Source organism: Cloacibacillus sp. An23, assembly GCF_002159945.1.
Classification (GTDB): domain Bacteria; phylum Synergistota; class Synergistia; order Synergistales; family Synergistaceae; genus Caccocola.
In genome coordinates this window covers 73,701-97,615 of sequence record NZ_NFJQ01000005.1, presented here as the reverse complement: position 1 = coordinate 97,615, position 23,915 = coordinate 73,701, and the positions used below count along the sequence as shown (strand labels likewise).

At 59.4% G+C, this 23,915-nt stretch carries 24 protein-coding genes; 15 read left to right on the top strand and 9 right to left on the bottom strand.

Annotation, left to right across the window (positions count from 1 at the left end):
• Window position 1: 1 nt before the first annotated feature.
• From argC to lysW, 3 genes are all read right to left on the bottom strand, one after another.
• Complete coding sequence (gene argC / locus B5F39_RS06125; RefSeq protein ID WP_087365011.1) at window positions 2-1,051, bottom strand: N-acetyl-gamma-glutamyl-phosphate reductase; 1,050 nt, start codon at window positions 1,049-1,051, stop codon at window positions 2-4.
• A 198-nt stretch (window positions 1,052-1,249) separates the two neighbouring features.
• Complete coding sequence (locus B5F39_RS06120; protein WP_087365009.1) at window positions 1,250-2,086, bottom strand: RimK family alpha-L-glutamate ligase; 837 nt, start codon at window positions 2,084-2,086, stop codon at window positions 1,250-1,252.
• Window positions 2,086-2,253 (bottom strand): lysine biosynthesis protein LysW, encoded by a 168-nt coding sequence (lysW, locus tag B5F39_RS06115; RefSeq protein WP_087365007.1) that lies wholly within the window; start codon window positions 2,251-2,253, stop codon window positions 2,086-2,088. Before lysW ends, B5F39_RS06120 begins: the two co-directional genes overlap by 1 nt.
• A 509-nt stretch (window positions 2,254-2,762) precedes the next feature.
• On the opposite strand from lysW, the gene sdaAB reads away from it, so the two are divergent.
• Window positions 2,763-3,425: an L-serine ammonia-lyase, iron-sulfur-dependent subunit beta gene (gene sdaAB / locus B5F39_RS06105; protein WP_087365003.1), complete on the top strand. Its 663-nt coding sequence runs from the start codon at window positions 2,763-2,765 to the stop codon at window positions 3,423-3,425.
• Entirely contained in the window at window positions 3,425-4,306 is an 882-nt protein-coding gene (gene sdaAA, locus B5F39_RS06100) for an L-serine ammonia-lyase, iron-sulfur-dependent, subunit alpha (protein ID WP_087365001.1), read from the top strand. Before sdaAB ends, sdaAA begins: the two co-directional genes overlap by 1 nt.
• 380 nt (window positions 4,307-4,686) lie before the next feature.
• Here the strand turns inward: sdaAA and B5F39_RS06095 are convergent, their stop codons facing one another.
• The 3 genes from B5F39_RS06095 to ybaK all read right to left on the bottom strand — a co-directional run bounded on the left by B5F39_RS06095 (window position 4,687) and on the right by ybaK (window position 6,565).
• Window positions 4,687-5,070, bottom strand: coding sequence for a RidA family protein (locus B5F39_RS06095; protein WP_087364999.1), 384 nt, complete (start codon window positions 5,068-5,070; stop codon window positions 4,687-4,689).
• A 98-nt stretch (window positions 5,071-5,168) separates the two neighbouring features.
• On the bottom strand, window positions 5,169-6,089 hold the full coding sequence (locus tag B5F39_RS06090; protein ID WP_087364997.1) for an EamA family transporter: 921 nt from the start codon (window positions 6,087-6,089) through the stop codon (window positions 5,169-5,171).
• On the bottom strand, window positions 6,086-6,565 hold the full coding sequence (ybaK, locus tag B5F39_RS06085) for a Cys-tRNA(Pro) deacylase (protein WP_087364995.1): 480 nt from the start codon (window positions 6,563-6,565) through the stop codon (window positions 6,086-6,088). Before ybaK ends, B5F39_RS06090 begins: the two co-directional genes overlap by 4 nt.
• A gap of 74 nt (window positions 6,566-6,639) precedes the next feature.
• On the opposite strand from ybaK, the gene B5F39_RS06080 reads away from it, so the two are divergent.
• From B5F39_RS06080 to B5F39_RS06040, 9 genes are all read left to right on the top strand, one after another.
• Window positions 6,640-7,035 (top strand): ribonuclease HI family protein, encoded by a 396-nt coding sequence (locus B5F39_RS06080; RefSeq protein WP_087364993.1) that lies wholly within the window; start codon window positions 6,640-6,642, stop codon window positions 7,033-7,035.
• Window positions 7,036-7,126: 91 nt separating this feature from the next.
• Entirely contained in the window at window positions 7,127-8,800 is a 1,674-nt protein-coding gene (locus B5F39_RS06075) for a formate--tetrahydrofolate ligase (protein ID WP_087364991.1), read from the top strand.
• Window positions 8,801-9,044: 244 nt separating this feature from the next.
• Window positions 9,045-10,043 carry an ABC transporter substrate-binding protein gene (locus B5F39_RS06070; RefSeq protein WP_087364989.1) on the top strand — a complete coding sequence of 333 codons (999 nt, stop codon included), beginning with the start codon at window positions 9,045-9,047 and terminating at the stop codon, window positions 10,041-10,043.
• Between the two features lie 70 nt (window positions 10,044-10,113).
• Window positions 10,114-11,781, top strand: coding sequence for an iron ABC transporter permease (locus tag B5F39_RS06065; protein WP_087364987.1), 1,668 nt, complete (start codon window positions 10,114-10,116; stop codon window positions 11,779-11,781).
• Between the two features lie 2 nt (window positions 11,782-11,783).
• On the top strand, window positions 11,784-12,869 hold the full coding sequence (locus B5F39_RS06060) for an ABC transporter ATP-binding protein (protein WP_087364986.1): 1,086 nt from the start codon (window positions 11,784-11,786) through the stop codon (window positions 12,867-12,869).
• Between the two features lie 280 nt (window positions 12,870-13,149).
• A complete protein-coding gene (locus tag B5F39_RS06055; RefSeq protein WP_239391142.1) occupies window positions 13,150-13,548 on the top strand; it encodes a nuclear transport factor 2 family protein in 399 nt (132 codons plus the stop codon).
• 8 nt (window positions 13,549-13,556) lie between these two features.
• Window positions 13,557-13,931, top strand: coding sequence for a nuclear transport factor 2 family protein (locus B5F39_RS06050; RefSeq protein ID WP_087364982.1), 375 nt, complete (start codon window positions 13,557-13,559; stop codon window positions 13,929-13,931).
• Window positions 13,932-14,010: 79 nt separating this feature from the next.
• Complete coding sequence (locus B5F39_RS06045; protein ID WP_087364980.1) at window positions 14,011-14,508, top strand: flavin reductase family protein; 498 nt, start codon at window positions 14,011-14,013, stop codon at window positions 14,506-14,508.
• Between the two features lie 25 nt (window positions 14,509-14,533).
• Window positions 14,534-15,154, top strand: a complete 621-nt coding sequence (locus B5F39_RS06040; protein WP_087364977.1) for a flavodoxin family protein — start codon at window positions 14,534-14,536, stop codon at window positions 15,152-15,154.
• Window positions 15,155-15,424: 270 nt separating this feature from the next.
• Here the strand turns inward: B5F39_RS06040 and B5F39_RS06035 are convergent, their stop codons facing one another.
• The 3 genes from B5F39_RS06035 to B5F39_RS06025 form a co-directional block, all read right to left on the bottom strand.
• Window positions 15,425-16,876, bottom strand: coding sequence for an MATE family efflux transporter (locus B5F39_RS06035; RefSeq protein ID WP_087365251.1), 1,452 nt, complete (start codon window positions 16,874-16,876; stop codon window positions 15,425-15,427).
• A gap of 693 nt (window positions 16,877-17,569) precedes the next feature.
• Window positions 17,570-18,754 carry a pyridoxal phosphate-dependent aminotransferase gene (locus B5F39_RS06030; protein WP_087364975.1) on the bottom strand — a complete coding sequence of 395 codons (1,185 nt, stop codon included), beginning with the start codon at window positions 18,752-18,754 and terminating at the stop codon, window positions 17,570-17,572.
• An 80-nt stretch (window positions 18,755-18,834) separates the two neighbouring features.
• Window positions 18,835-19,470, bottom strand: a complete 636-nt coding sequence (locus B5F39_RS06025) for a GntR family transcriptional regulator (protein ID WP_087364973.1) — start codon at window positions 19,468-19,470, stop codon at window positions 18,835-18,837.
• Between the two features lie 360 nt (window positions 19,471-19,830).
• Here B5F39_RS06025 and larA point away from each other — a divergent pair, with 360 nt between their 5' ends.
• The 4 genes from larA to B5F39_RS06005 all read left to right on the top strand — a co-directional run bounded on the left by larA (window position 19,831) and on the right by B5F39_RS06005 (window position 23,880).
• Complete coding sequence (gene larA / locus B5F39_RS06020) at window positions 19,831-21,129, top strand: nickel-dependent lactate racemase (RefSeq protein WP_087364970.1); 1,299 nt, start codon at window positions 19,831-19,833, stop codon at window positions 21,127-21,129.
• Between the two features lie 43 nt (window positions 21,130-21,172).
• Window positions 21,173-22,390 (top strand): aconitase X catalytic domain-containing protein, encoded by a 1,218-nt coding sequence (locus B5F39_RS06015; protein WP_087364968.1) that lies wholly within the window; start codon window positions 21,173-21,175, stop codon window positions 22,388-22,390.
• 2 nt (window positions 22,391-22,392) lie between these two features.
• On the top strand, window positions 22,393-22,824 hold the full coding sequence (locus B5F39_RS06010; RefSeq protein ID WP_087364966.1) for a DUF126 domain-containing protein: 432 nt from the start codon (window positions 22,393-22,395) through the stop codon (window positions 22,822-22,824).
• 72 nt (window positions 22,825-22,896) lie between these two features.
• Window positions 22,897-23,880 carry a DctP family TRAP transporter solute-binding subunit gene (locus B5F39_RS06005; RefSeq protein WP_087364964.1) on the top strand — a complete coding sequence of 328 codons (984 nt, stop codon included), beginning with the start codon at window positions 22,897-22,899 and terminating at the stop codon, window positions 23,878-23,880.
• The last annotated feature ends 35 nt before the right edge of the window (window positions 23,881-23,915 follow it).

Here is a 23,915-nt window from a genome sequence, read left to right as displayed (position 1 = left end):
CCTACGCGGGGTAGACGGGCATCATGTCGAGCCCCTCGGTCTCGGCGAGGCCGAACATGAGGTTCGCGCACTGCACCGCGGAGCCCGCCGCGCCCTTCATCAGGTTGTCTATAGCCGATGCCGCTATCATGCGCCGCCCGTCCTCCGCGAGCATGAAGCCGGTCAGCACGCGGTTGCTGCCGAGCACGAAGCGCGGGTCGGGAATGCGGAAGTGCGCGGGCTTCGCGGGAGTGAAGGAGACGAACGGCTCGCCGTTCCACGCGCCGCGGTAGAGCTTCCAAATCTCCGCCTCGCGCACCTGGCGGTTCAGCCTGACGTGGGCCAGGCACTGGATGCCGCGCACCATCTCAGCCGTCGTCACTCCCATCGTGAACGAGCTCATAGGCAGCGAAAGCTCCTGCACTACCTCGGCCATGTGGCGGTGTACGAAGGGGCTGACGACGCGCATCGCGCGGCTGCGCATCGCGTGCGCCGAGCCTTCGTCGGCGTTCGCCCCGGCCTCGGACGAGCCGACGCGGCACTCGACGCGCGCTTCTTCTATAAGCCCGGCCTTCGCAAGCGGATAGAGCGCAGTGATGACCGAAGTCGCGTTGCATCCGACGCCCGAGATGAGGCGCGCGCCGGCCATCTCCGAGCGGTGCAGCTCCGGCAGTCCGTAGACGGCCTCCGAGAGAAGCTCCGGCGCGGGATGGTCCACGCCGTACCAGTTTTTATATTCCTCCGCGCTGCGCAGGCGGAAGTCAGCCGACAGATCCACGACGCGCTCTCCGGCTTCGAGCCTGCGTACCGCCTCCTGCGCCGAAGCGCGGTGCGGCAGAGCGAGGAACGCGACGGCCGGCGACAGAGCCGCAGCCTCCTCCGGCGAAATGAAGGTCATTTCGTTGTAGACGTGGCGCAGGTGCGGATGCGCCGCGCCGACCGACGTGCCGGCCTTCGAGCGCGAGACCGCGCCTATCACCTCAAAATGCGGATGGCGCGCGAAAATGCGGAGCAGCTCCGCCCCCGCGAAGCCCGTGGCGCCCCATATAGTTACCGGAATTCTTTCTGTCATGCAAACTTCTCCCCTTGTCGAAAACTTTTAAAAAATCCATAAAAAAGGCCCGCTTCCCGTGAAGCGAGCCGTGAATCCGCCGTTCGCGCCAGAGCGCTAAAATCTTCCGGCAAACATACACGGCCCGCTGCGCGAGCGCTTTATGCGCTTGCACTTTCCGCGCTTTATGAGGGTGCGGGCCGCATAAGTATTCATAATTTATCTTCTCTTGTTCCACGCCGCCTCGACGACCGCGCCGGGGATGTCCTTCCCGGTCGGGGCTATCGAGTTGCGGAACTCGCCGCCGTCGTTGACCTCGTTGACGAGCCACTGGCCGTCTCTCTTGAAGAGGTCTATCGCGAGGAACTCGCCGCCTATCGCCGCGTGTACCGAGCGCAGAATCGCCGACACCTCGTCGTCGAGCGGCATATTAGAGGCCGAGCCTCCGCGCGCCGTGTTGGTAATCCAGTGCTCGCTCGTGCGGGCTATCGCGCAGAGCGGCTCTCCGTCCACGACGAAGGCGCGCACGTCGAAGCTTCCCTTATCGACGTATTCCTGAATGTAGAATGTGTTGTGAATGGCTCCGAGCATAGACTTATGCTCGAATATCGCCTCGGCGCTCTCTCTGTCGTTGAGCTTCGCGAGCAGCCGTCCCCAGCTCCCGGAGACCGGCTTGCAGACTGCGGGATAGCCGAGACGCTCCACCGCGTCGAGCGCGCCCTCCTGCGTGAAGGCGACGAGGAACTTCGGCTGCGGCACTCCGGCCTGCTCCAGCACGCACGAAGTCGTCAGCTTGTTGCCGCATATACCCATGACGCGCGAAGAGTTGACGACGCGGATTCCCTGCGTCTCGAGCATCTGCGCGACGGCCTCGTTCTGGTTGTGCGAGACGCACCTCGCGAGCACCACGTCCTCCTGCGAACAGAACGGCTCTCCGCCGAAGACGGTGTCGGAGACGAGCTGAAGCTCGCACGGGATGCCGAGGCGCTCCGCCGCCTCTTTAAGCAGCTTCTCTTCGGTGCGCAGCCGCGTGAAGAGAATGCGCAGCGTCGCCATTATTCTCCCCAGTCTTCCTGAACCTGCGGCGCTTCCTCGAGCGTGAGCGGTTCGAGCGAAACGACCTCGAGCTCGGTCCCGCAGTCGGGGCAGATGACGAGCTCGCCTTCGCAGCAATCCTCCGGTACGGTGACGTCGGCCTCGCAGACACAGCATACAGCTTTCATAAAAAAATACCTCCGTTAAAAATTTTATTTTTTATTAAATCTAGCTGAACTTTTTGTTCTCCATTTATCTAATAATTTGTCTCTTACAGCCTCATGTTCCGCTGAATTTCTTACGGAGGTTTATAAAATGCTGTAGATTTAACTATTTAGATTGGATAAAATAACAAAAAGTTCATTTATCCTGCTGAGGTATGATACACCGAAGATTTTATTTGTCAAGGGCGGAAACTGAAATTTTTTCGCACGTCTCCGCGCTGCGGACTTTTTCGGAATTTATGAGTCGCTGCCTCATCTCTGGAAGGCCGCGCGCTTTAGCGCTCTTTTTCAGCCGCGCACGGGAGTTTTGCGCGTACATACGCGCGCCCCGCGCGTCCGGGCGCCGGACGGCGCGCATGTACTCCGCGTGAATTACGGGAAATCCGTGCGCCTTGCGCGCGCGTTTGTCTTTTCGCTCCGCTTCATATAAGATAGCCTCGTATCGCACAATCACTGACAATCGGGGTGATCGTATGCCTGTTTGGGAAATCATCGGGCCCGTCATGGTCGGGCCGTCGTCGAGCCACACGGCGGGAGCCGCGCACATCGGGCGCATCGTCCGCATGTGCTGGGGCGGTGAGATAAAAAAGGCCGCGCTCTACATGCGCGGCAGCTTCGCGAGCACGGGCGCGGGCCACGGCACGGACAAGGCGCTCGTCGCCGGGCTCATGGGCATGAGGCCGGACGACCCTGGCATAAGGCGCGCCTTCGGGCTCGCGCGCGAGGCCGGGCTCGAGTTCGAGTTCCACACTGAGGAGGTCGCCGGCGCGCATCCGAATTCCGTGCGCGTCGTCGTAACGGGCGAAGGGCGCGCGATGGAGGCGGTCGGCTACTCGATAGGCGGCGGCGCGGTGATGCTCCACAAGCTCGACGGCTTTCAGGTGGACATCTCGTGCGCGCTGCCGGCCGTGATAATAATGAACAGGGACGTGCAGGGCGTCGTCAGCGCCGTCACGTCGTATCTTTCGGCGCACGGCGTCAACATCGCGACGATGAAGCTGCACCGCGACTCGCGCGGCGGCCTCGCGACGATGGTGATAGAACTCGACCCCGCGGGGGCCGACGTAGACGCCGAGGTCATGAAAAACATGCACCCGGGCATCGTCCGCGTGATAAAGATAGAGGGTGAAGACTGATGCTCAAGGCCGTCGAAAAGATAGTCGCGCTCGCAGAGGAGAAGAAAATATCGTTTCCCGAGGCCGTGATAATCCTCGACTCGAAGGATAGCGGCATAGAGGCGAAGGAGATTCGCGCGCGCATGGCTGAGCGTCTCGCGGACATGCGCCGCAGCGTGAAGGAAGCCTGCGCGAACGAGATACCATGCCGCATAGAAGCCCCGATGGGGGCGAAGCTGCGCGCGCGCGGCGGCGGCATGGCGGGCGAGTTCATAGCGGCGGCCTCGGCGACGGCGATGGAGGTAGCCTCGTACAACGCCGTCATGGGCCGCATAGTCGCCGCCCCGACCGCCGGAAGCTGCGGCATAATACCGGGCATGATATTCGCGTGGGAATTTTTCCGCGGCGGCGGCAAGGATACGGACGAGCTGCTGACCGGCGCGCTGATAACTGCCGGCGCCGTAGGCGAGGTGACCGCATTCCGCGCGACGCTCGCTGGAGCCGACGGCGGCTGCCAGGCCGAGTGCGGCGCGGCGGCGGCCATGGGCTCGGCTGCGCTCGTCTATCTCGAAGGCGGCTCTCCGCCGGCCTGCGCGCACGCGGCGGCAATGACCTTCAAGTCCGTCCTCGGCCTCGTATGCGACCCGGTCGGCGGCCTCGTAGAGTGCCCGTGCATAAAGCGCAACGGCATACTCGTCGCGAACGGCGTGCTCTGCGCGGATATGGCGCTCGCCGGCATAGAGTCCGCGATACCGCTCGACGAAGTGATAGACTCGATGGGGCAGATAGGCCGCATGATGGCCCCGGCGCTGCGCGAGACCTCGCAGGGCGGCCTGGCCGTGACGCAGGCCGCGGCGGAGATAGTCAAAAGAATAGGCGAAACGGGCAAACTCGGCGGATAGGCTGAAGTACGCCGGCCGCCAGGCTCGTTTCCGGAGTCCATAAAAAATCAAAAGAGCGCCCCCGCCGCGCCAGGACGCCGGTGGTTCCATGCTTCGCGGCGGCGCGCCTCTCTCATAGTTGATTAACTTTTCATCAAAAAATCATGTCGCCCCGCAAATCTCCTGTGCCCGATGAAACGGGGCAGGCTCTGCGGGGCCTCCGTCCTATATCACGCGGCAGCTTTTGCAGCTACATCGCGTTGTTCAGCCCCGGTGTTTAGGACGGAGGTTCCGCACTATACATTTGCGGAACGACGGTGTTGTTATGTAAAAGTTAAGTCACTATAAAACAGCAAAAAGCGGACGCCGCGAAAGCGCCCGCTCTTTTGTTTTATAATCTCTTACTTGCAGACCGCTATGGCCTCGACCTCCACGAGCACGTCCTTCGGAAGACGGCCAACCTCGACGCAGGAGCGCGCGGGGGCGTTCTCGGCGAAGTATTTCGCGTAGACCTCGTTGACCGTCGCGAAGTCGTTCATATCCTTGATGAAGACCGTCGTCTTGACTACGTCGGCGGTCGTGAGCCCCTGGCTCGCGAGTATCGCGGAGAGGTTCTTGAGCGACTGCTCGGCCTGGCAGCCTACGCATCCCGGCACCACGGCGCCGGTCGCGGGATCGAGCGGGATCTGCCCCGAAATGAAAAGGAATCCGCCGGCCTTGATCGCCTGTGAATAGGGGCCTATCGCCGCCGGTGCGTTCGTCGTGCTTATTACTTCTCTTGACATTGAAATGTCTCCTTTCAATGGGTATTGAAGTCTGAAAACTTACAGCGTTCCATCACTATTTTACAGCATTTATCACTCCGGCGGAGAGAGGATTATTTTTATTTTTCCCATATCATTACGATTACGGAGAAGACCACGAGCGCCGCGGCTGCGATCACGTTCGCGTGTATCGGTTCGCCGCCGGCGAGGCCGCCCATTATCACGGCGATGACGGGATTGACGAAGGCGTGCGTGGCGACGCGGTTCGCCGGCTGGCAGCGCATGAGCCAGACGAACGATGTGTAGCCGGCCAGCGAACCGAAAAATATCAGGTAGCAGAGCGCGACGCCGGAGCGCAGCGAAAATCCGCCGGCGTCCGGGAACTCGCCGGTGCAGGCCGCAAGCGCGAGCTGAAGCGCGAACATCTGCGCGCCGCCGCAGATCATCTGCATTCCGGATACGGTGAGCGGGTCTCCGTGGATTCCGGGATTTTTAGAAAAGAAAGCGCCGAGCACCCACGTCACGCTCGCCGCGACGACGAGCAGCATCCAGAAGGTATAGCCGGTGCGCAGCGACAGGTCCGCGTTCGGGTCTCCCGCTATAAGAATGCACACGCCGGCGAAGCCCGCCGCTATGCCTATGCAGTGGCGCGCGGCCGGCCTTCTGCCGTTGAAGAACAGCCAGCCGAGCAGACAGAACCACAGCGGCTCAATAGCGAGCAGCAGCGCCGCTATCGACGACGGTATGACCGTCTCGGCGGTCGTGATTAGCCCATAGGTGACGGAGAAGGGCAGCAGCGAGGTGAGGAAGGCGAGCCGCCAGCCCCTCGCGGTCGGAAAGTCGCGCGTGCGGGCGAGGCGCAGCGGCAGAAGCACGAGTCCCGCCGTCATGAACCTTATGCCGCCGGAAAGGAGCGGCGGAATAGTCTCGACGGAATACCGTATCGCGAGATACGAAGAGCCCCACACGACGTACATGAGAAAGTACGCGAGCAGGAGCTGCCATCTCTTCGGGGCCGCGCCGCCCGCTTCCAGCGTCATCTCATTATCGGCGCGAGCTTCGCTTCGGTCGCCTTCACGAGGTCGGCGGGCGCGAGCTTGAAGAGCAGGCCGCGGTGCCCCGCGTTGACCGTGATGAAGTCGAACTTCATCGCCGAGTCGTCTATGACGACCGGATATTTTTTCTTTGTGCCGAGCGGCGAACAGCCTCCGCGCACGTAGCCGGTCAGCCCCTGCACTTCTTTGAGATGCACGAGCTCCGCGCTCTTGTTGCCGCTGGCCGCGGCGAGCGCTTTGAAGTCAAGCTCGCGCCCGGCGGGGACGCAGACCATCATAACGCCCGTTTTGTCTCCGCGGCAGCAGAGCGTCTTGAAGGTGCGCTCCTCGGCTATGCCGGTCTTCGCCGCGGCGTCCTCGGCGGAGAGCAGCTCTTCGTCTATATCGTACTCAAGCAGCTCGAACGGGATTTTTTTGCTCTCGAGCTGCCGCACTGCGTTTGTCTTTTTTACAGCGGCCATCTGTTTACCTCCGAATCTCAGTCGCATATAATAGGAAAGTATAACGCAAAAACTGCGGCGGGGGGAGTAATGAAATGACGGGATACTTTGACGGGGCCTCGCGCGGCAATCCAGGCGAGGCGGGCGCGGGAGCGTGGCTCGCCGGCGAGGACGGCGGCGTCGTATGGGAGACGGCGGCCTATCTCGGCAAAAAAACGAACAACGAAGCCGAGTACAACGCCGCGATACTTCTGCTCAAAGCAGCGCGCGAACGCGGCGTGACGAAGCTCCTTGTGCGCGGCGACAGCAAGCTCGTCGTGAGCCAGCTCTCGAAACAGTGGAAGATAAACCTGCCCCATCTGCGCGAGCTCGCGCGCGAGGCGTGGAGCGTCGCCGAAGGCATGGAAGTCACCTATGAATGGGTGCCGCGCGCGCAGAACAAACGCGCCGACGAACTTTCGAACGAGGCTATAGACGGCGCGGCGCGCTGAACGCGGCACGTGAAAAGACGCGCGCTCGATATTTTATAAATTTTTTACACGATTCGCTTTTAATATAAAAAAATCATCAGGAGTGATACGCATGGCTTTTCTGAGCGACATCGAAATAGCGCAGCAGGCGAAGATGGAACCGATAACCGAGGTGGCCAAACGCCTGGACATAAGCGAAGACGACCTTGAGCTCTACGGGAAATACAAGGCGAAGGTATCCTTCGGTCTCTGGGACAAGGTAAAAGACGACGAAGACGGCAAGCTCATCCTCGTCACCGCGATAACGCCGACACCCGCGGGCGAAGGCAAGACGACCACCTCGGTCGGCCTCGCTCAAGCCCTCGCCAAGCTCGGCAAAAAAGTCACCCTTGCGCTGCGCGAGCCATCGCTCGGCCCCGTATTCGGAGTCAAAGGCGGAGCCGCCGGCGGCGGATACAGCCAGGTCGTCCCGATGGAAGACATAAACATACACTTTACTGGAGACTTCCACGCCATCACCTCGGCGCACAACCTCCTCGCCGCGATGCTCGACAACTCCATCCAGCAGGGCAACCCGCTCAACATAGACCCGCGCAGGATAGTCTTCAAGCGCGTCCTCGACATGAACGACCGCGCGCTCCGCAACATAGTTATAGGCCTCGGCGGCAAAGTCGACGGCGTTCCGCGCCAGGACGGATTCGACATCACAGTCGCCTCCGAAGTCATGGCGATACTCTGCCTCTCCAAAAACATAGAAGACCTCAAGGAGCGCCTTGCGAACATCATCGTGGCCTACACCTACGAAGACAAGCCCGTCACCGCGCGCGACCTCGAAGCGCAGGGCGCGATGGCGATGCTCCTCAAGGACGCCATAAAGCCAAACATGGTTCAGACGCTCGAGCACGTCCCGGCCTTCATCCACGGCGGCCCCTTCGCCAACATAGCCCACGGCTGCAACAGCGTAATGGCGACAAAATACGGCCTTAAACTCGCCGACTACTTCGTAACCGAAGCCGGCTTCGCCGCCGACCTCGGAGCCGAGAAATTCTTCGACATCAAATGCCGCCTCGCCGGCCTCAAGCCCAACGCCGTAGTAATCGTCGCCACGATACGCGCGCTCAAGATGCACGGCGGAGTCGCCAAGGAGGACCTCGGCAAAGTAAACATGGCGGCGCTCGAAGCGGGCATCCCGAACCTTGAGAAACACGTCGAGAACATGCTCTCCTTCGGCCTCCCCGTCGTCGTAGCGCTCAACGCCTTCCCGACAGACACCGAAGAAGAACTTAAGTTCATACAGGAAAAGTGCGCGAAACTCGGCGTACCCGTCGTCGAATCCGACATCTGGGCCAAAGGCGGCGAAGGCGGCATAGCGATGGCCGAAGAAGTGATAAAGGCCTGCGAGAAGCCGAACACCTTCCACTACCTCTACGACGAGAAACTCACGCCGAAAGAGAAAATAGAGACCATAGCGACAAAGATATACGGAGCCGACGGAGTAGTCTACACCGACAAAGCCGAAAAAGACCTCAAGAAGATACACGACCTAGGCAAAGACGATCTGCTCATCTGCATGGCGAAGACCCAGTCGTCGATCTCCGACGACCCGGCGAAAAAAGGCCGCCCGACCGGCTTCACCCTCACCGTGCGCGAAGTACGCCTCTCCGCCGGCGCGGGCTTTATAATCCCGCTCACCGGCTCGGTAATGACGATGCCGGGCCTCCCGAAGCGCCCCGCAGCCTGCAACATCGACGTAGACGCGAACGGAAAAGTATCCGGTCTGTTCTAGCCTCAAGGAAATAAAAGAAAATCGCGGCGCGCGCACGGAACACCGGCGCGCGCCGTTTTATTATAATTTGTTTGCTGTATGAGAACGGCAATAAATTTCGCAGCGTCCGTTTTGTTTTTAGCGGCGGCTCAGTCGATTTTTATTTTTGTAAAATAATGTTATCATTTAAGTAACGTTACAGTAACATCGCGCTTTTGCGCGCGCCGCTTCGCGCGGCGGGAAATTTTTTACGGGAGTGGTTTTTATGCGCAGGAAGGTTTTCGCAGTCGTTTTGTCGCTGCTAATCGCTTCGGCTGTCGGCGCGGCGGCGCATGCCGCGACGCTCAACGCCTATACGGTCATGCCTGAGAAGTACGCGACGCAGGTTTTCGAGCAGTTCACGAAGGACACAGGCATCAAGGTCAACTTCATACGCTTCTCGTCGGGCGAGGCGCTCGCGCGTCTCAACGCTGAGAAGAAAAACCCGCAGGTGGACATCCTGCTCGGCGGCCCCGCCGACGTTTACACGGCGGGCTGCGACGCGGGCGTATTCGCCGAATACGCTCCGAAGGAGCAGGAGCTGACGCCCGCGGAGTACAGGGACCCTGGCAACCGCTGGACCGGCATCGGGCTTATCCCGCTCTGTTTTCTCACCAACACGGATTTCCTGAAGAAGAACGGCATGAAGGCCCCTGAGTCGTGGCAGGACCTGCTAGACCCGGCTTATAAGAACGGCCTGCAGATGGCCGACGCGCGCACTTCCGGCACGGCTACGGAGCGCATCTACACGCTCATCGCCATTTACGGAGTGGACGGCGCGTTCGACTATCAGAAGAAGCTGCACCAGAACATACAGCTCTACACGAAGAGCGGCGCGGGCGGCGCTCTGCCGATAGCGCAGGGACAGGCGGCGAGCGGCGTCTTCTATCTTGTGGACGCGCTCGACATTCAGCAGCAGGGCTACCCGGTCGTCATAACGTATCCGAAAGAAGGCGTAACTTTCGGCATCGAGGCGACCGGCATCATCAACGGCGCGAAGAACATGGACGAGGCGAAGGCTTTCGTCGACTGGGCGACGAGCAAAAAGCTCGGCGAACTCTTCCTCGCCAAGAAGATCAACTACATCCCCGTCGTCAAGGGGCTCGTCATCGACAACCCCGCGCTCGACATGTCTCACGTGAAGCTGCTGACGGTCGGAGCGGAGCACAAGGGCGACAAACGCAAGGAATACGTGGACCGCTGGGTCAACGAAGTCATCCGCTAGTTTCATAAGCTCTTTACGGCGCCGGCTCCTTTTCGGAGCCGGCATGTCTTCAGAGGAGGTTCCCGAATTTATGGCTTCTTCGTCGATGAAGCGCGACCCTGCGCTCGTGCCGGTGGTCGCCGCGCTGTGGCTCGCGCTCGGCGTCTTTATAATCTATCCTTTCGTCAGGCTGCTCGCCGTGACCTTCAGCTCGGAGGATGGCGGTTTTTCTTTCGAGAACCTGGCTGTGGTTTTCTCCAATTCATACGACCGCCTCGCTTTAGTGAACAGCATCTGGCTCGCGATAGCTGTCGCCGTCATGGGCACGGCGCTCGGATTCTGCTTCGCCTTCGCGGTGGTGCGCATAAAGATGCCGGCGCCTCTGCGCTGGTTCATCTCCGCCGTGACCGTGCTGCCGCTCATCTCTCCGCCCTTCACGAGCAGCATCGCGCTGACTCTTTCGCTCGGGCCGAACGGCATATTGCTCAATCTGCTAGGCATTCCAGATTTCAACATATACGGCTTCTGGGGGACGTGGATGTCCGAGTCGCTGACTTACTTCCCCGTCGCGTTCCTCACGATATCGTCGGTGCTCGCCTGCATCGACCCGAATTTTGAGGACGCCGGGCTCTCGCTCGGCGGCTCTCCGTTCCGCGTATTCCGCACCGTGACTCTGCCTCTTACCATGCCTGCCGTCGCTAACTCGATACTTCTGCTCTTCGCATGCTCGCTCGCGGACTTCGCCACGCCTCTGGTGCTCGCGGGACATCAGTTCCCGGTGCTTCCGACGCAGGCGTATCTCCAGATAACAGGGCTTTACGACCTGCGCGGCGGCGCGGCTCTCTCCTTCGCCCTGCTCGTGCCGGCGCTTTTCGTATTCTTCGTGCAGCGCTGGTGGGTCGGGCGCAAGAGCTACGTCACGGTGAGCGGCAAGTCCGGCGCGCAGACCAAGCCGAAGGGCATAGGAGCCGCGGCGGAAACGGTTATCCTCGGCGTCTGCGCCGTCGTGATAGCCTTCATAGTCTTCCTCTACGCGCTCATCACTATAGGCGCTTTCACCAAGACGTGGGGACTCGACAACAGCTTCACGCTGGACAGCTTCGCATACGTCTTCAACCACGGGCGCAAGGCCATCGTCGATACGCTGATAATCGCCTGCGTTTCTACCCCTATCGGCGGGCTTATCGCCGTGCTCGTCGCCTACATCACGCAGCGCAAGTCCTTCCCGTGCAACGCGCTTATGGAAATAGTCTCGCTGCTCAACTTCGCGCTGCCCGGCACGGTCGTCGGCATCGCCTATGTCATAGCATTCAACACGAGCCCGCTTATTCTCACGGGCACGATGTCGATACTCGTCGCGGCCTACGTCTTCCGCTACGACTCGGCGGGGATACGCTCGGTCATAGCCTCGCTGCAGCAGATAGACACGTCGCTTGAAGAGGCGTCGCTGAGCCTCGGCGCTTCGTCCGCCGCGACCTTCCGCAACGTCACTCTGCCGCTCGTCGTCCCCGCGCTGCTCGCGGGCATGAAATATCTTTTCATCCACTCGATGACGGCTATCAGCGCGACGATTTTCCTAGTCTCCGTGAGCTGGTCGCTGCTTACGGCGCGTATACTCGAATGTATGACGGAGCTGCAGTTCGGCAACGCCTGCGCCTTCTCCGTCGTGCTGATCATTCTGGTGTTCATATTCAACGGACTGCTGACGCTCCTCGTGCGGGCCGCGGGCTTCGGCTACAGAGGGCAGGGAGGTAACTGACAATGGCTGTGGAACTTCATCTTCACGATATAAGGAAAACATTCGTAAAGGACGGCGTGAGCTTCAACGCGGTCGAGCGCGTCGAGCTTGATGTGAAGGGCGGCGAGCTAGTAACGTTCCTCGGGCCCTCCGGCTGCGGCAAGACGACGACGCTGCGCATGGTGGCCGGCTTCGAGACTCCGACGTCGGGCAGCATTTTGATAGACGGTCGTGACGTTACGAACGTCATGGTGAATAAGCGCGAGATAGGCTTCGTCTTCCAGAACTACGCGCTTTTCCCGCACATGACCATTGGGGACAACGTCGCGTACGGCCTGAAGATGCGCTCGGAGAGCGGCCCCGACGTGACGCGCAAAGTCGCCGAGGCTCTCGATATGGTCGGGCTGAAGGGCGCTGAGAAGCGCTACCCGAACCAGCTCTCGGGCGGCGAGCAGCAGCGCGTCGCGCTCGCGCGCGTCCTCGTAATGCGGCCGAAGGTGCTGCTGATGGACGAGCCTTTGTCGAACCTTGACGCGAAGCTGCGTTTGCACATGCGCACGGAGATTCGGCGCATACAGAAGCAGCTCGACATCACATGCCTCTACGTCACGCACGACCAGAAGGAGGCTCTGACGATGGCCGACCGCATCATGGTGATGAACCGCGGGCGCGTCGAGCAGATAGGCACGCCCTTCGACATCTACACGCACCCGCGCACGCTCTTCGTCGCGGACTTCATCGGGCAGGCGAACGAGCTGCCCGGCGTCCTCGAGGCCGTCGAGTCGCCGGAGCGCGGCGTGATGGCGGCGGGCGGCGCGAAGTTCCCCGTCAAGCTCTTCGCCGACGGCGGCTACAAAACGGGCGGGAAGATACACCTCATCCTGCGCCCCGAGGCCGTGACGCTCGCGAGCCCCGAGGAGGGCGTGCTGCGCGGCACCATAGAGAGCGCCGTGTTCAGCGGCGACCGCATGGAATACGTCGTCGCGCTCGACAGCGGCGAAAAAATCTCCGTCATGGAGAATTACTTCCCGGGCGCGGCGCGCCGCGAGGCCGGAGAGAAGACGGGCCTCCGCTTCAACTCCGCGCTCACGATAGCGCTTCCCGACTAACGGCGGAAAATCCCTGAAACACGCGGCGGCGCGGCGGAATATCCACCGCGCCGCTTTTTTATCGCCGCGCGCGTCAAATGTGCGCGAAGGGCGCGCATTTTTTCCCGCGCCTCCAATCGACGCAAACCCCATTACCTTTAAGTAAGTATTAAACATTAAAGCTAGTACCACACAAAATTGTGCGTACTTGTTTTCATTTTTATTCTTGCTATCTTTATAGCGTTGACACAAAAGATAGCGCGCGGGTGAAAAAACGAAACGCGCAGAGATTTACGAAAACATGGAGGACTTTCAAATGAGGGCGGACATCAAGGAATACGAAGCGGTACAGGAAGCGGCGATGAAGTTCGTCAAGAGCGTCGCCGAGGGCAACAGCAAATATGCGAAAGAGCTGTTCATCGACGAAGCGGTGCTTTTCGGCTATCTCGACGGCAACCTCGAGCACGGCTCGATACAGCAGTTTTATCACAATGTAGACACGGTGCCGGGCGGCGACAACTTCAAGGCGCGCGTAGACGTGCTGCTCGTCGAAGAGACGCTCGCGGTCGTGCGCGTGCTCGAGCAGGGCTGGGGCAACAGGATCGACTTCACCGACGTGCTTCTCCTCCTCAAGATGAACGGCGAGTGGAAGTGCGTCGCGAAGGCCTACAACCAGAACTCCGACACGATAAAGAAGTAACGGCGGCTATGGCGCGCTGCGCTGAACCGTCGGACTACGAGGCGGTGAAAGCCGTCCTCGAAATATACTGCAAAGAGGGCGCGGCCGCGAACGTTCCGGCTGTGAAGAAAGCCTTCCACGAAAAGGCCGTTATGAACGGCTGTCACGCCGGACACGGCGAATATGTGCTCGGCCCGATAGGCGCGCTCTACGACCTCTACGATGAAGTCGGAGCCGCGGAGGGCTGCGAGACGCACATCGACGTGCTCGACATCGCGGGAGACATCGCAGTGGGCCGCGTCATCATAAAGAACTGGCACGGCAAAGATTTCGCAGACTACCACGAGTTGATGAAGATCGACGGCGAGTGGAAGATAGTGGCGAAAATATACTGCGAGCTTTAACTTTAAAATCAAATATGAGCAAGGCGAGGAAGCCGGGCCGCGAGGGGCCGGCCTCGCCGTATCGAAAGGAGACTGAACGATGAAGAAGATCACTCTGCCGGTGGCCTCGCGCCTGACCTCGCCGAACCCGCTGACGCTCGTCTGCACGACGAAGCCCGACGGAACGGCGAACCTCGCCTCCGTATCGTGGTGGACGTACCTCTCGTTCAACCCAGACATGATTGCCTTCGCGATGGCGAAGACCTCATACACGGGCGAGAGAGTGCGCGAAACGCGCAAAGCAGTCCTCGCGATGCCCGCCGAGGGTCTCGAGGAGGCCGTCGCCGGATGCGGAAGCACGACGGGACGCGACACCGACAAAGCCGGAAAATTCGGCGTCGAGCTTGCGTCCGTAGATGGAACGGACATAAAAATCCCCGCTCTGACCCGCGTCGCGATAGTCTGCACGCTCAAGGAATACGTCGAGACGGGCGACCATTACCTCTACATCTGCACCGTGGACGAAGCGCTCGGCGACCCGACGAGAGAAGCCCTCTTCGCCTGGAACGGATATTCGCAGATACGGACGGCGAAGTAAGAGACATACGGGAAAGGAATACGTTATGAGCAAGGTTCTTATGATAAACGGCAGCCCGAACGAACACGGCTGCACATACACGGCGCTTATGGAAGTTGCCGGCGCTCTCGCGAAAGAAGGCGTTGAGCACGAACTGCTGCAGATCGGCAAAAAGCCGGTGCCGGGCTGCATAGCCTGCTTCCAGTGCGTGACCACGGGACGCTGCGCGCTGAACGACAGGGTGAACGACGTGCTGGAAAAGCTCGACGAATACGACGCGATAGTCGTCGGCTCGCCGGTCTACTACGCGGGGCCCAACGGCACGCTCTGTGCTTTCCTCGACCGCCTGTTCTTCTGCAGCGAGCCGAGGATGGCGGGCAAACTCGGTGCCGCCGTCGTGTCCTGCCGCCGCGGCGGCGCGAGCGCGGCCTTCGACAGGCTCAACAAATATTTTTCCATCTGCAATATGCACATCGTCGGTTCGGAGTACTGGAACCAGGTCCACGGCTTCACGCCCGAGGACGTCAAGCGCGACGGCGAAGGGCTCCAGACGATGCGCGTTCTCGGCCAGAACATGGCGTGGCTGCTCAAGAACATGGAAGCCGGAAAAGAAAAGGGCGTTCCGCGCCCCGTATACGAGGAGCGCATAAGAACGAACTTTATATGACGCTCCGCCTCGCGGAAGCGGCGGAGAAAATAAAAAACGGCGGAGCGCGAAGGGCCTGAAGGGGGCCTAGGCGCTCCGCCGTTTTATGCTCTTTCAGCCGTTTAAGGAAAAGAGCGGCTCTAATCGTCATTCCTCGCTTGACGCGGAATACAGCGTCTTCAAATGCGCGATGCCCCGGCTGACACGATCCGCCTGATGCCACGTCGGGCGCGGCATGACGTGAAAGCCGTTTTTCTTCTAAAGTTTTATCGCTATATTTGCAATCGAGACTTACGCCTTCGCTTCCGCCGGAGCCGGAGCGGCCTTCACCGCGGCGGCCGCCTTCGCGGCGGCTTCGCGTTCGGCCTTGCCCATAGCCCATCTGAAGCCGAGCACGTGCGCGCCGAAGGTGACTATCCACGAGACGGGGTAGGAGAGATATACGACCGTAACTGTGTGGAACGACGGGATCTGGAACAGCAGGAAAATCCATACGAGCCTCAGGCCGCATGCTCCGAGCAGCGTCACGACGGTAGGCATCAGCGAATAGCCGAGGCCGCGCAGCGCGCCGACCATGCCGTCCATCAGGCCGCAGAGGAAGTACGTAGCCGCGACGATGTGAAAGCGCGAGATGCCGGCCGAAATGACGGCCTCGCTCGGCGAGTAGATGCGCAGCAGGCTGTGTCCGAAGACGACGCAGAGCATTCCGAGAACGATGCCGACGGCCGTGCTGCACGCGAGCCCGGTCTTAAGTATGCGGCGCACGCGCTTCACGTTGCCGACGCCCATGTTCTGGCTCGTGAACGATATTATCGCCTGGTAGAAGGAGTTCATCGCGAAATAGACGAACTGCTCGACGTTCTGCGCAGCCGAGTTGCCCGCCATCACCGTCGCGCCGAAGGTGTTTATCGACGACTGTATTACGACGTTCGACAACGAGAAGAGCACGCCCTGTATCCCGGCAGGAACGCCTATCTGTAGTATCTTCACGAGCTTGTCCGTGTGGACGCGCGTTTCCGAAAGTACGAAACGTATGCCGCCGCTCTCGCGCATGAGGCAACGCACGACGAGGGCCGCCGAGACAGTCTGCGATATGACCGTCGCTATCGCGACGCCGGCGACGTCGAGATGAAGGTTGATGACGAAGAAGAGGTTCAGCACGACGTTGATAAGCCCGGCGACCGCGAGGTAAAAGAGCGGGCGGCGAGTGTCCCCGACGGCGCGGAGCACCGCGCTGCCGAAGTTATAAATCATAGTCGGCGTCATTCCGAAGAAATATATGACGAGGTAAAGCGTCGCGAGGCCGAGGACCTCCTGCGGCGTCTGCATTATTATCAGAATTTTGCGCGCGAAGACGACGCCTACGAGAGTCAGGAAGATGCCGCTGACGACAGCGAGGAACATCGATGTGTGGACGGTCTCCGAAAGCGACTTCTCGTCCTTCGCGCCGTAATAGCGCGCGGCGAGGACGTTCGTCCCTATCGAGACGCCTATGAACAGGTTCGTCAGCAGACCTATGAGCGCCGTGTTCGAGCCGACCGCCGCGAGCGAATTGTCCCCCGCGTAGCGCCCGACGACGATGATGTCCGCCGCGTTGAAAAGAAGCTGAAGAATGCTCGAAAACATCAGCGGCACCGCGAAGAGCAGCATCTTCGGCAAAATCGGCCCGCTGCACATGTTTATCTTAAATTTTTTATTGTTCGCGCTGTGCGTGTGTATCGTCCTGATCCTAAAAACGTGCATAATTTTCATACCCGCCTTTAAATAATATACACGCCGCACGCGCGCGGCGTCTTCTCCTCATTTTATCACGGACTCCACATAATGTAACAGTTTTTTAACAAAGCCGGAAAATTCCAAGGATTCAAGCCGCGCGGCGAAAACGCGCGAAGCTCCCGCCGCGCGTAACGGCCGCGCAAAACGCGGAAACCGGCGGCGGACTTTAGGAGAAGCCGCGTAACGTACCGCGCGGCGGCGCGCATGGACAAAACGCGGCAAAAAACAAAGCGGTGGCGCGGAGCGTCTGCGGAATGTCTCATACGCGGAGAAATTCCACAAAAAACGGCCGGCGGACCGCGCGCGGAGCTTCACCGGATGTGGCGGCTTTCCGGCATTCCTCCGCCTCGCCATGGCCGCAGCGCGTCTTTACCGTGAAACGCAGCGTTGCGGCAAGAACGCACGACGCGGCGCGGAATCAGGTGATTCGCCTTGCGCTTTCGCCGTAAGCTGGAAACCGCGGCCCCCGCCGCAAACGCCTGGACGGCGCTGCTCAGACGGAGCGCGCGGCAGCCGGGCAGACTTTTTCTCTTTTGAACATAACTGGCTGCGCGCCTGCGCCCGAGGACGCGATGCGCGCCGCCGCCGCGAAGCTGTAAAAAAGAGACGGGCCGAAGCCCGCCTCGTAAATTCCACGATTTTTTGCGCCGCGCCAGCGGGCTACCCGCGCAGACCCTCGACGGCGGCCTTTATACGCTTGAGGCCGTCTTCGATGTAATCGTACTCGCGGCAGTAGGCGAGCCTGATGTGTCCGGGCATTCCGAATACTTCGCCGGGAACAGTCGAAACCCCGGCTTCCTCGAGCAGCCACGAGCAGAACTTGAAGCCGTCCATGCCGAGCGACGAAATGCGCGGGAATGCGTAGAACGCTCCGGCCGGCGTTATGGCTTCGAAGCCTTCGATTTTGTTGAGCCACGAGACGACCATGTCGCGGCGGCGGCGGTACTCCTTCACCATCGCCTCGACGTCGGGGCCGGCGTTCGCGAACGCCTCAACGACGCCCGCCTGCGCGAACGAGTTGGCGCAGGTCGTGAGATTCTGGTGGCACTTGTTGACGTAAGGGCGCATCGCCTCAGGCGCCACGACCCAGCCGATGCGCCAGCCGGTCATCGACCACGTCTTGGAGGCGGCGGAGACAGTCACCGTGCGTTCCGCCATGCCGGGCAGGCTCGCGATGCTCACATGCTCACCGTCGTAGAGGAACTTCTCGTAGCACTCGTCAGATATCACCCATATGTCGTTCTCTATCGCGAAAGCCGCTATCTCCTCGAGATTTTCGCGCGTCAGCACCGCGCCGCTCGGGTTGTTCGGAGAGTTGAGAAGCAGCGCCTTCGTCTTCGGCGTGCGGGCTTTTTTCAAATCCTCGACGTGGAGCTTGAATCCGTCCTCCATCCTCGTCGCGACGGGCACGAGCACTGCGCTTGAAATGGCAAGCTCATCTGCGTAGGCCGAGAAATACGGCGCCGGGACTATGACCTCGTCGCCGGGCTCGAGCAGAGTCAGGAACGTGGCGGTGAGAGCCTCCATGGCGCCGTTCGTTATGACGACGTTCCTGTCGGCGTCCACGTCCATGCCGTTGTCGCGGCGGTACTTCTCAGCCACGGCGCAGCGCAGGTCGTAAGCCCCGGCCATGTCTGTGTAATGCACGTTGCCCGCGCGTATGGCGGCGATAGCAGCCTCCTTCGCGCACTCCGGCGAGTCGAAGTCGGGCCGCCCGATCTCCATATGAACGACGCTGCGCCCCTCGCGCTCCATCTCATCCGCGCGCGCCAGTATCTCGCGGATGCCTCCCGCCATCTTTATCGAAGCCATACGGCTGTTCGGAAATGTTACCTTCGTTGCCATCCTTATGCCTCCCGCAAAAAATTTACAAGCACAATATTATTACAAACCCGCAGTTTATGACAGCGCCGGCGACGAAAACGCTATGAGGCGTCATCGGCGGGCGTTTTCAGAAAGTAGTCCTTCATTATATAGCTTTCGCTGTTGACGATATGCTCATAGAGGCAGCGGCGAAGCTCCTCCGGGTTCCGCCTTTTCAGACACTCTATAATACGAAGATGCTGGTCTATGGAATTCTGCGTGTCGTCGAGCGACTGGACGGAAAGGCGCTGAAATCGCTTTATCTGGACGTGGTACGAGGATATGATGGCTCCGATTCGCTTGTTCGACGCGCTGTTCGCGATCGCGAGATGTAGCTTCAAGTCAAACGACGCCAATCTGGCGACGTCAACCTCTCCTTTTTTGCGAAATATCCGGTCGAGAGCTTTCCATTCACGCTCCATCGCCACGATGTCGCCTTCCGGTATCCCGTTCGCCGCGGAAAGCGCGGCGAACGGCTCCAGGAGCTTCCTTATCTCATATATTTCTTTTATATCGTTGACTGAGATTTCAGAGACGAAGGCTCCCTTGTTGGAGATTATCTTTATGTAGCCCTCCTGTTCCAGCACCCTCATAGCCTCTCGTATCGGCGTGCGGCTGACGCCGATTTCCTTGACGAGATACATCTCCGGAAGCTGTTCGCCCATTTTCAGGCGGCATGACTCTATCCCTTCCTTCATCCAGTCATACGCCTTTATCCAACTTGTAGTTTCTGTACTTCTGGCGGTCACGCCGAAAAGCCCCTTTCTTAGCTCTATCTGGAAAGACTACCGCTCATTCTACACCATCTCGTATATTTCTCAAAGCCTTTTTGTATACAAAAAAAATAGAAGAAACCGGCCGTTATCCGCCATATTCCAAATTACGGCCGGCATGGGGTCGGACGGCACAAATATTGACAAAAGCGGACATAGTGATATGATTTCTTCATCTGGAATATTTGTTCAGCGTGCAGTAGAGCAGAAAATTTATCATGTTAGCATGAAGTGAGTTGTATACGAAATAAAAGCACTTCTGCCTAACGACGGGAGGCATATCAGTTGATATACGGCATACCTTACGGGAAGCGATCGCTCGAATTTGACACACGCGAAGCAAGAGTGCTCTTTACTGGAGAAATGACGAATCTTCCCGCCGTGCGCGACATAAAGGCGGAGCTTTTTAAGGCGCTTGACGCCCCGATCGGTACGGAGCCGCTGGCGGCGATGGCTAAGGGAAAGAAAAAAATAATTTTCCTGGTCGAAGACAATACGCGGGAAACTCCGCTCGACATACTCCTGCCAATAATCATCGAATATCTCAACAACGCCGGCATCGGCGACGAAGCTATAAGCTTCCTTACGGCCCCGGGCACGCACCGTCTGATGACGGACGGCGAAATACGCGCAAAGCTCGGGGACGAAATCGTTCGCCGCTTCAAAATAGTACAGCACGACGCGACCGACTCAAGCCTAATAAAGGACATGGGGGAAATAGACGTCGAGGGCTATAAGCTGCCCGTTCACATAAACAAGCTCGCGCTCGAGGCTGACCTGCTTGTCGGGATAGGCAACATCGTCCCGCACAGCGACGCAGGCTTTTCGGGCGGGGCGAAGATCGTGCAGCCCGGGATATGCGACTTTGTAACGACACAGGCGACGCACCGCGCCGCAGGGTTCTGCCCCGACATACCGCTTGGAATGGCGGACGGCAATCCGTGCCGCGCCGGGATAGACGCAGTGGGGAAAGCGGCTAATCTAGCATTCATCATAAACGTAGTGAAGAACTACAAGGGCGAAGTCGCAGGGGTATTCTGCGGCGATTATCTCAAAGCACACCGCGCCGGCGTTGAGCTTGCGAGAAGATCATTCAGCGTGGAAATGGACGAGCTCGCGGACATAGTAGTAGTCAGCTCGTCTCCTGCCGACATCGACTACTGGCAGGGTATAAAGGGGCTGACCTCGGCGTATTTTGCGGTGAAGCACGGCGGCGCGATAATCCTGGCCGCCCCGTGCCCGGAGGGCATGGTCCATAATCATCCGCTTTACGCGCACTGGCTTGCTTCTCCGATGGAAGACGTGGTCAAAGCGATAAAAGAATCATCCCCGTATGATATGGACACGGACGTCATATCGGCGGTGGTCGCCTTAGGCAGCCGGAGGACGCTGAACAAGGCCAAGGTTTATATGGTCAGCGACGGGCTCTCCGACGAAGAAATTCGCGCCATAGGATACATACCGGCCGGCGGCGTACAGGAGGCGCTCGACGCCGAGCTCGCGGCGAAGCCCGGCGCGTCAGTGGGCATTCTGCCGCAGGGCGGAATTTCTCTTCCCATACTGAAAACGGGATGCACAAGATAGGCTCAAAGTATTAAATAAAAACGCAGAGGAAGGCGGTAAAGAGATGTATTTGACAGACGAAGAGAAACGGATCCTAGACGGAGCCGAAGGGACCGGACGACAGAAGGCGATGGAGCTGCTCTACGCGTTGGGGCTGACCTTCAACGCCGAGAAGCTCATCCCGATCAAGCGCGCCCACGTGGCGCTCAGCGGCCAGGAAGGCGACACGTACTGGTGCGAACTGCTTGTCGACGGCGGCGCGAAATGCGTCGTACCTCCGACAACAAACCCGTACTGGGACACGGAGTACCTCACGAAATATTTCGACGTGACGAGAGAAGAGCTCGAGCTCGCGGAGCGCACCGGCGACGCCTACCGCAGGATAGGAGCCAAGCTCACATATCACTGCGCCCCCGGGCTTTGCTCGAACGTGCCGTTCTTCAAAGAGCACGTCGCCTTCTCTGAATCAAGCGCGACCCCGTACGTCAACTCCGCGATAGGAGCCCGCTCCAACCGTGAATCGTCGGTAAGCGCGCTCGCCGCGGCAGTCATCGGCAAAACGCCCTATTACGGCCTGCACCTTGAAGAAAACCGCAGGGGAGACTTCCTTATCGACGTGGACGCCGACCTCAGGGACTGCTACGACTGGGGGATGCTCGGCCACTGCGTCGGCAGAATAGCGGGCTCGCGCAACCCGGTCCTCCGCTTCAGAAACCAGCCGAAACCGGGGCAGGAAGACTTCCTCTACTTCGGAGCCGAAGCCGCGACGAGCGGCTCCGTCGCCATGTACCACATGGTAGGCGTGACGCCGGAAGCGCCGACGCTTGAGGCCGCCTTCGGAGGCAAAAAAGTACCTGAATCAGAATACGTCATCACCAACAAGGAACTCAAAGCCGAAGAGGACATGCTCACGCCCGCGACCGGCAAAATCAACCTCGTCATGCTGGGCTGCCCGCATTACACTTACAACCAGCTTCTCGAGGTCGAGCGTCTCTTTGCCGGGCGGCACGTATCGTACGATACCGCGTTCTGGATACTCGCCGCGCCCGACGCCGTGGAGCTCGCCGAGAAGTCGCATCTGCGCCAGCGCCTTGAGCTCATAGGAGTCCGCATGGTTGGCGACACCTGCATAGACGAACCGTGCTGGAAATCGTTCGAGGGCGCGCTCGGAGTGACCGACTCGCCGAAATGCGCGTACTACAGAGAGCGCCGCGGACAGCCCTTTGCAATCCGCCGGCTGTCGGAATGCGTAGAAGCGGCTATCAAAGGGAGGCTCGACTAATTATGGACAACAACATGAAAACCTACAAATGCCGTTCGATAGTCAGAGGCAAAGGAGCGGGAGAAGCGGTAGTGTCGAAAGACGCCATGTGCTTTTACCTTACCGACCCGGCGACCGGCACGGTGATTGAAAGAAACCACGCGATACAGGGCAAAAGCATAGCCGGCAAGGTGCTGGTAGTGAAATCCGGCAAGGGCAGCTCCGTCGTCCAGGTCGACGGCTTCTACCAGCTCTGGGTCAAGCACAACCTGCCGTCGGCGATCATAGTCAAAGATGTTGAACCGGTCATCGTTTCATCGGCCGTCGTCGTCGGCTCGACGATGGTAGACATGCCGGGCGAGGATCCGTTTGAGATAATTGAAGACGGGGACTACGTCGAGGTCGACGCCGACAACGAAGAAATCCGCGTGTGGAAGGGGGGAAAGAAAGACTAACGGCTTCAATATTTTTTATCGCAGCGTCGCAAAAAACTTATTACCGGAAAGAACAAGGAGGAACGGACACAGATGAAAAAGATTCTTGCAGCGTTTGTTTTTATGGCGTTCATGACGGGGACGGCGTTCGCCGCCGGCGCGGAATACACCATCAAGCTGGGCTATATAGGCTCCGACTCTCATCCTACGATGCAGGCGATGAAGACCTTCGCCGATAATGTAGCTAAAGGCTCCGACGGAAAAATAAAGGTAGAACTCTATCCAAACGCGCAGCTCGGCGGAGACCGCGAGCTCTGCGAAGGCGTACAGATGGGCACCATTCAGATGGCTATACCGTCGACTTCCGCCCTTGCCGGCTTCGATAAGAGAATACAGGTCCTCGACCTGCCCTACCTCTTCACGACGAGAGAAGCGGCCTTCGAGGCAGTTGACGGAGAGCTTGGACAGAAGCTGGACGAGTACCTCGCGAAGAAGGGATTCTATGTGCTTGGGTATCTTGAGAACGGATTCCGCCACGTGACGAACAGCAAGCGCCCGATCACGAAGCCGGAGGACCTCAGCGGCCTGAAAATACGCACGATGGAAAACCCGATGCACCTCGCTTTCTTCAAGGAGCTTGGAGCCAACCCGACGCCGATGAGCTGGGGCGAGCTTTACACCGCGCTTCAGCAGGGGACGGTCGACGCTGAAGAGAACCCGTACGCTATGATAGACGACGGAAAGTTCTACGAAGTCCAGAAATACGTTTCCGAAACAGGCCACGTTTTCTCATACGAAATACTCATCGCAAATAAGAAGTTCATGGAGAAGCTTCCCGAAGATCTCCGCGCTCTAGTCGTCGACGAAGCCCACAAGGCCATAGCCACCCAGCGCGCCGCGATGAAGCAGGAAGAGGCCAACTTCAAGGCCAAGGTCATCAAGGGCGGACTTACCGCCAACGAGCTGACCGCCGAACAGAAGCAGCCGTTTGTGGAAAAGACGAAGCCTGTCTACGCGCAGTTCGAAGGCGAGCTTGGCAAAGAAATTATGGACATAGCCAGGAAGGTCCAGAAGTAACACAGCTTTTGAAATGCGGAGGCGCGCCCTTTCCC

Coding starts and splice junctions, on each gene's coding strand:
- argC (WP_087365011.1), bottom strand. CDS start 1,051: ATGACAGAAAGAATTCCGGTAACTATATGGGGCGCCACGGGCTTCGCG.
- B5F39_RS06120 (WP_087365009.1), bottom strand. CDS start 2,086: ATGGCGACGCTGCGCATTCTCTTCACGCGGCTGCGCACCGAAGAGAAG.
- lysW (WP_087365007.1), bottom strand. CDS start 2,253: ATGAAAGCTGTATGCTGTGTCTGCGAGGCCGACGTCACCGTACCGGAG.
- sdaAB (WP_087365003.1), top strand. CDS start 2,763: ATGCCTGTTTGGGAAATCATCGGGCCCGTCATGGTCGGGCCGTCGTCG.
- sdaAA (WP_087365001.1), top strand. CDS start 3,425: ATGCTCAAGGCCGTCGAAAAGATAGTCGCGCTCGCAGAGGAGAAGAAA.
- B5F39_RS06095 (WP_087364999.1), bottom strand. CDS start 5,070: ATGTCAAGAGAAGTAATAAGCACGACGAACGCACCGGCGGCGATAGGC.
- B5F39_RS06090 (WP_087364997.1), bottom strand. CDS start 6,089: ATGACGCTGGAAGCGGGCGGCGCGGCCCCGAAGAGATGGCAGCTCCTG.
- ybaK (WP_087364995.1), bottom strand. CDS start 6,565: ATGGCCGCTGTAAAAAAGACAAACGCAGTGCGGCAGCTCGAGAGCAAA.
- B5F39_RS06080 (WP_087364993.1), top strand. CDS start 6,640: ATGACGGGATACTTTGACGGGGCCTCGCGCGGCAATCCAGGCGAGGCG.
- B5F39_RS06075 (WP_087364991.1), top strand. CDS start 7,127: ATGGCTTTTCTGAGCGACATCGAAATAGCGCAGCAGGCGAAGATGGAA.
- B5F39_RS06070 (WP_087364989.1), top strand. CDS start 9,045: ATGCGCAGGAAGGTTTTCGCAGTCGTTTTGTCGCTGCTAATCGCTTCG.
- B5F39_RS06065 (WP_087364987.1), top strand. CDS start 10,114: ATGGCTTCTTCGTCGATGAAGCGCGACCCTGCGCTCGTGCCGGTGGTC.
- B5F39_RS06060 (WP_087364986.1), top strand. CDS start 11,784: ATGGCTGTGGAACTTCATCTTCACGATATAAGGAAAACATTCGTAAAG.
- B5F39_RS06055 (WP_239391142.1), top strand. CDS start 13,150: ATGGAGGACTTTCAAATGAGGGCGGACATCAAGGAATACGAAGCGGTA.
- B5F39_RS06050 (WP_087364982.1), top strand. CDS start 13,557: ATGGCGCGCTGCGCTGAACCGTCGGACTACGAGGCGGTGAAAGCCGTC.
- B5F39_RS06045 (WP_087364980.1), top strand. CDS start 14,011: ATGAAGAAGATCACTCTGCCGGTGGCCTCGCGCCTGACCTCGCCGAAC.
- B5F39_RS06040 (WP_087364977.1), top strand. CDS start 14,534: ATGAGCAAGGTTCTTATGATAAACGGCAGCCCGAACGAACACGGCTGC.
- B5F39_RS06035 (WP_087365251.1), bottom strand. CDS start 16,876: ATGCACGTTTTTAGGATCAGGACGATACACACGCACAGCGCGAACAAT.
- B5F39_RS06030 (WP_087364975.1), bottom strand. CDS start 18,754: ATGGCAACGAAGGTAACATTTCCGAACAGCCGTATGGCTTCGATAAAG.
- B5F39_RS06025 (WP_087364973.1), bottom strand. CDS start 19,470: ATGAAGGAAGGGATAGAGTCATGCCGCCTGAAAATGGGCGAACAGCTT.
- B5F39_RS06015 (WP_087364968.1), top strand. CDS start 21,173: ATGTATTTGACAGACGAAGAGAAACGGATCCTAGACGGAGCCGAAGGG.
- B5F39_RS06010 (WP_087364966.1), top strand. CDS start 22,393: ATGGACAACAACATGAAAACCTACAAATGCCGTTCGATAGTCAGAGGC.
- B5F39_RS06005 (WP_087364964.1), top strand. CDS start 22,897: ATGAAAAAGATTCTTGCAGCGTTTGTTTTTATGGCGTTCATGACGGGG.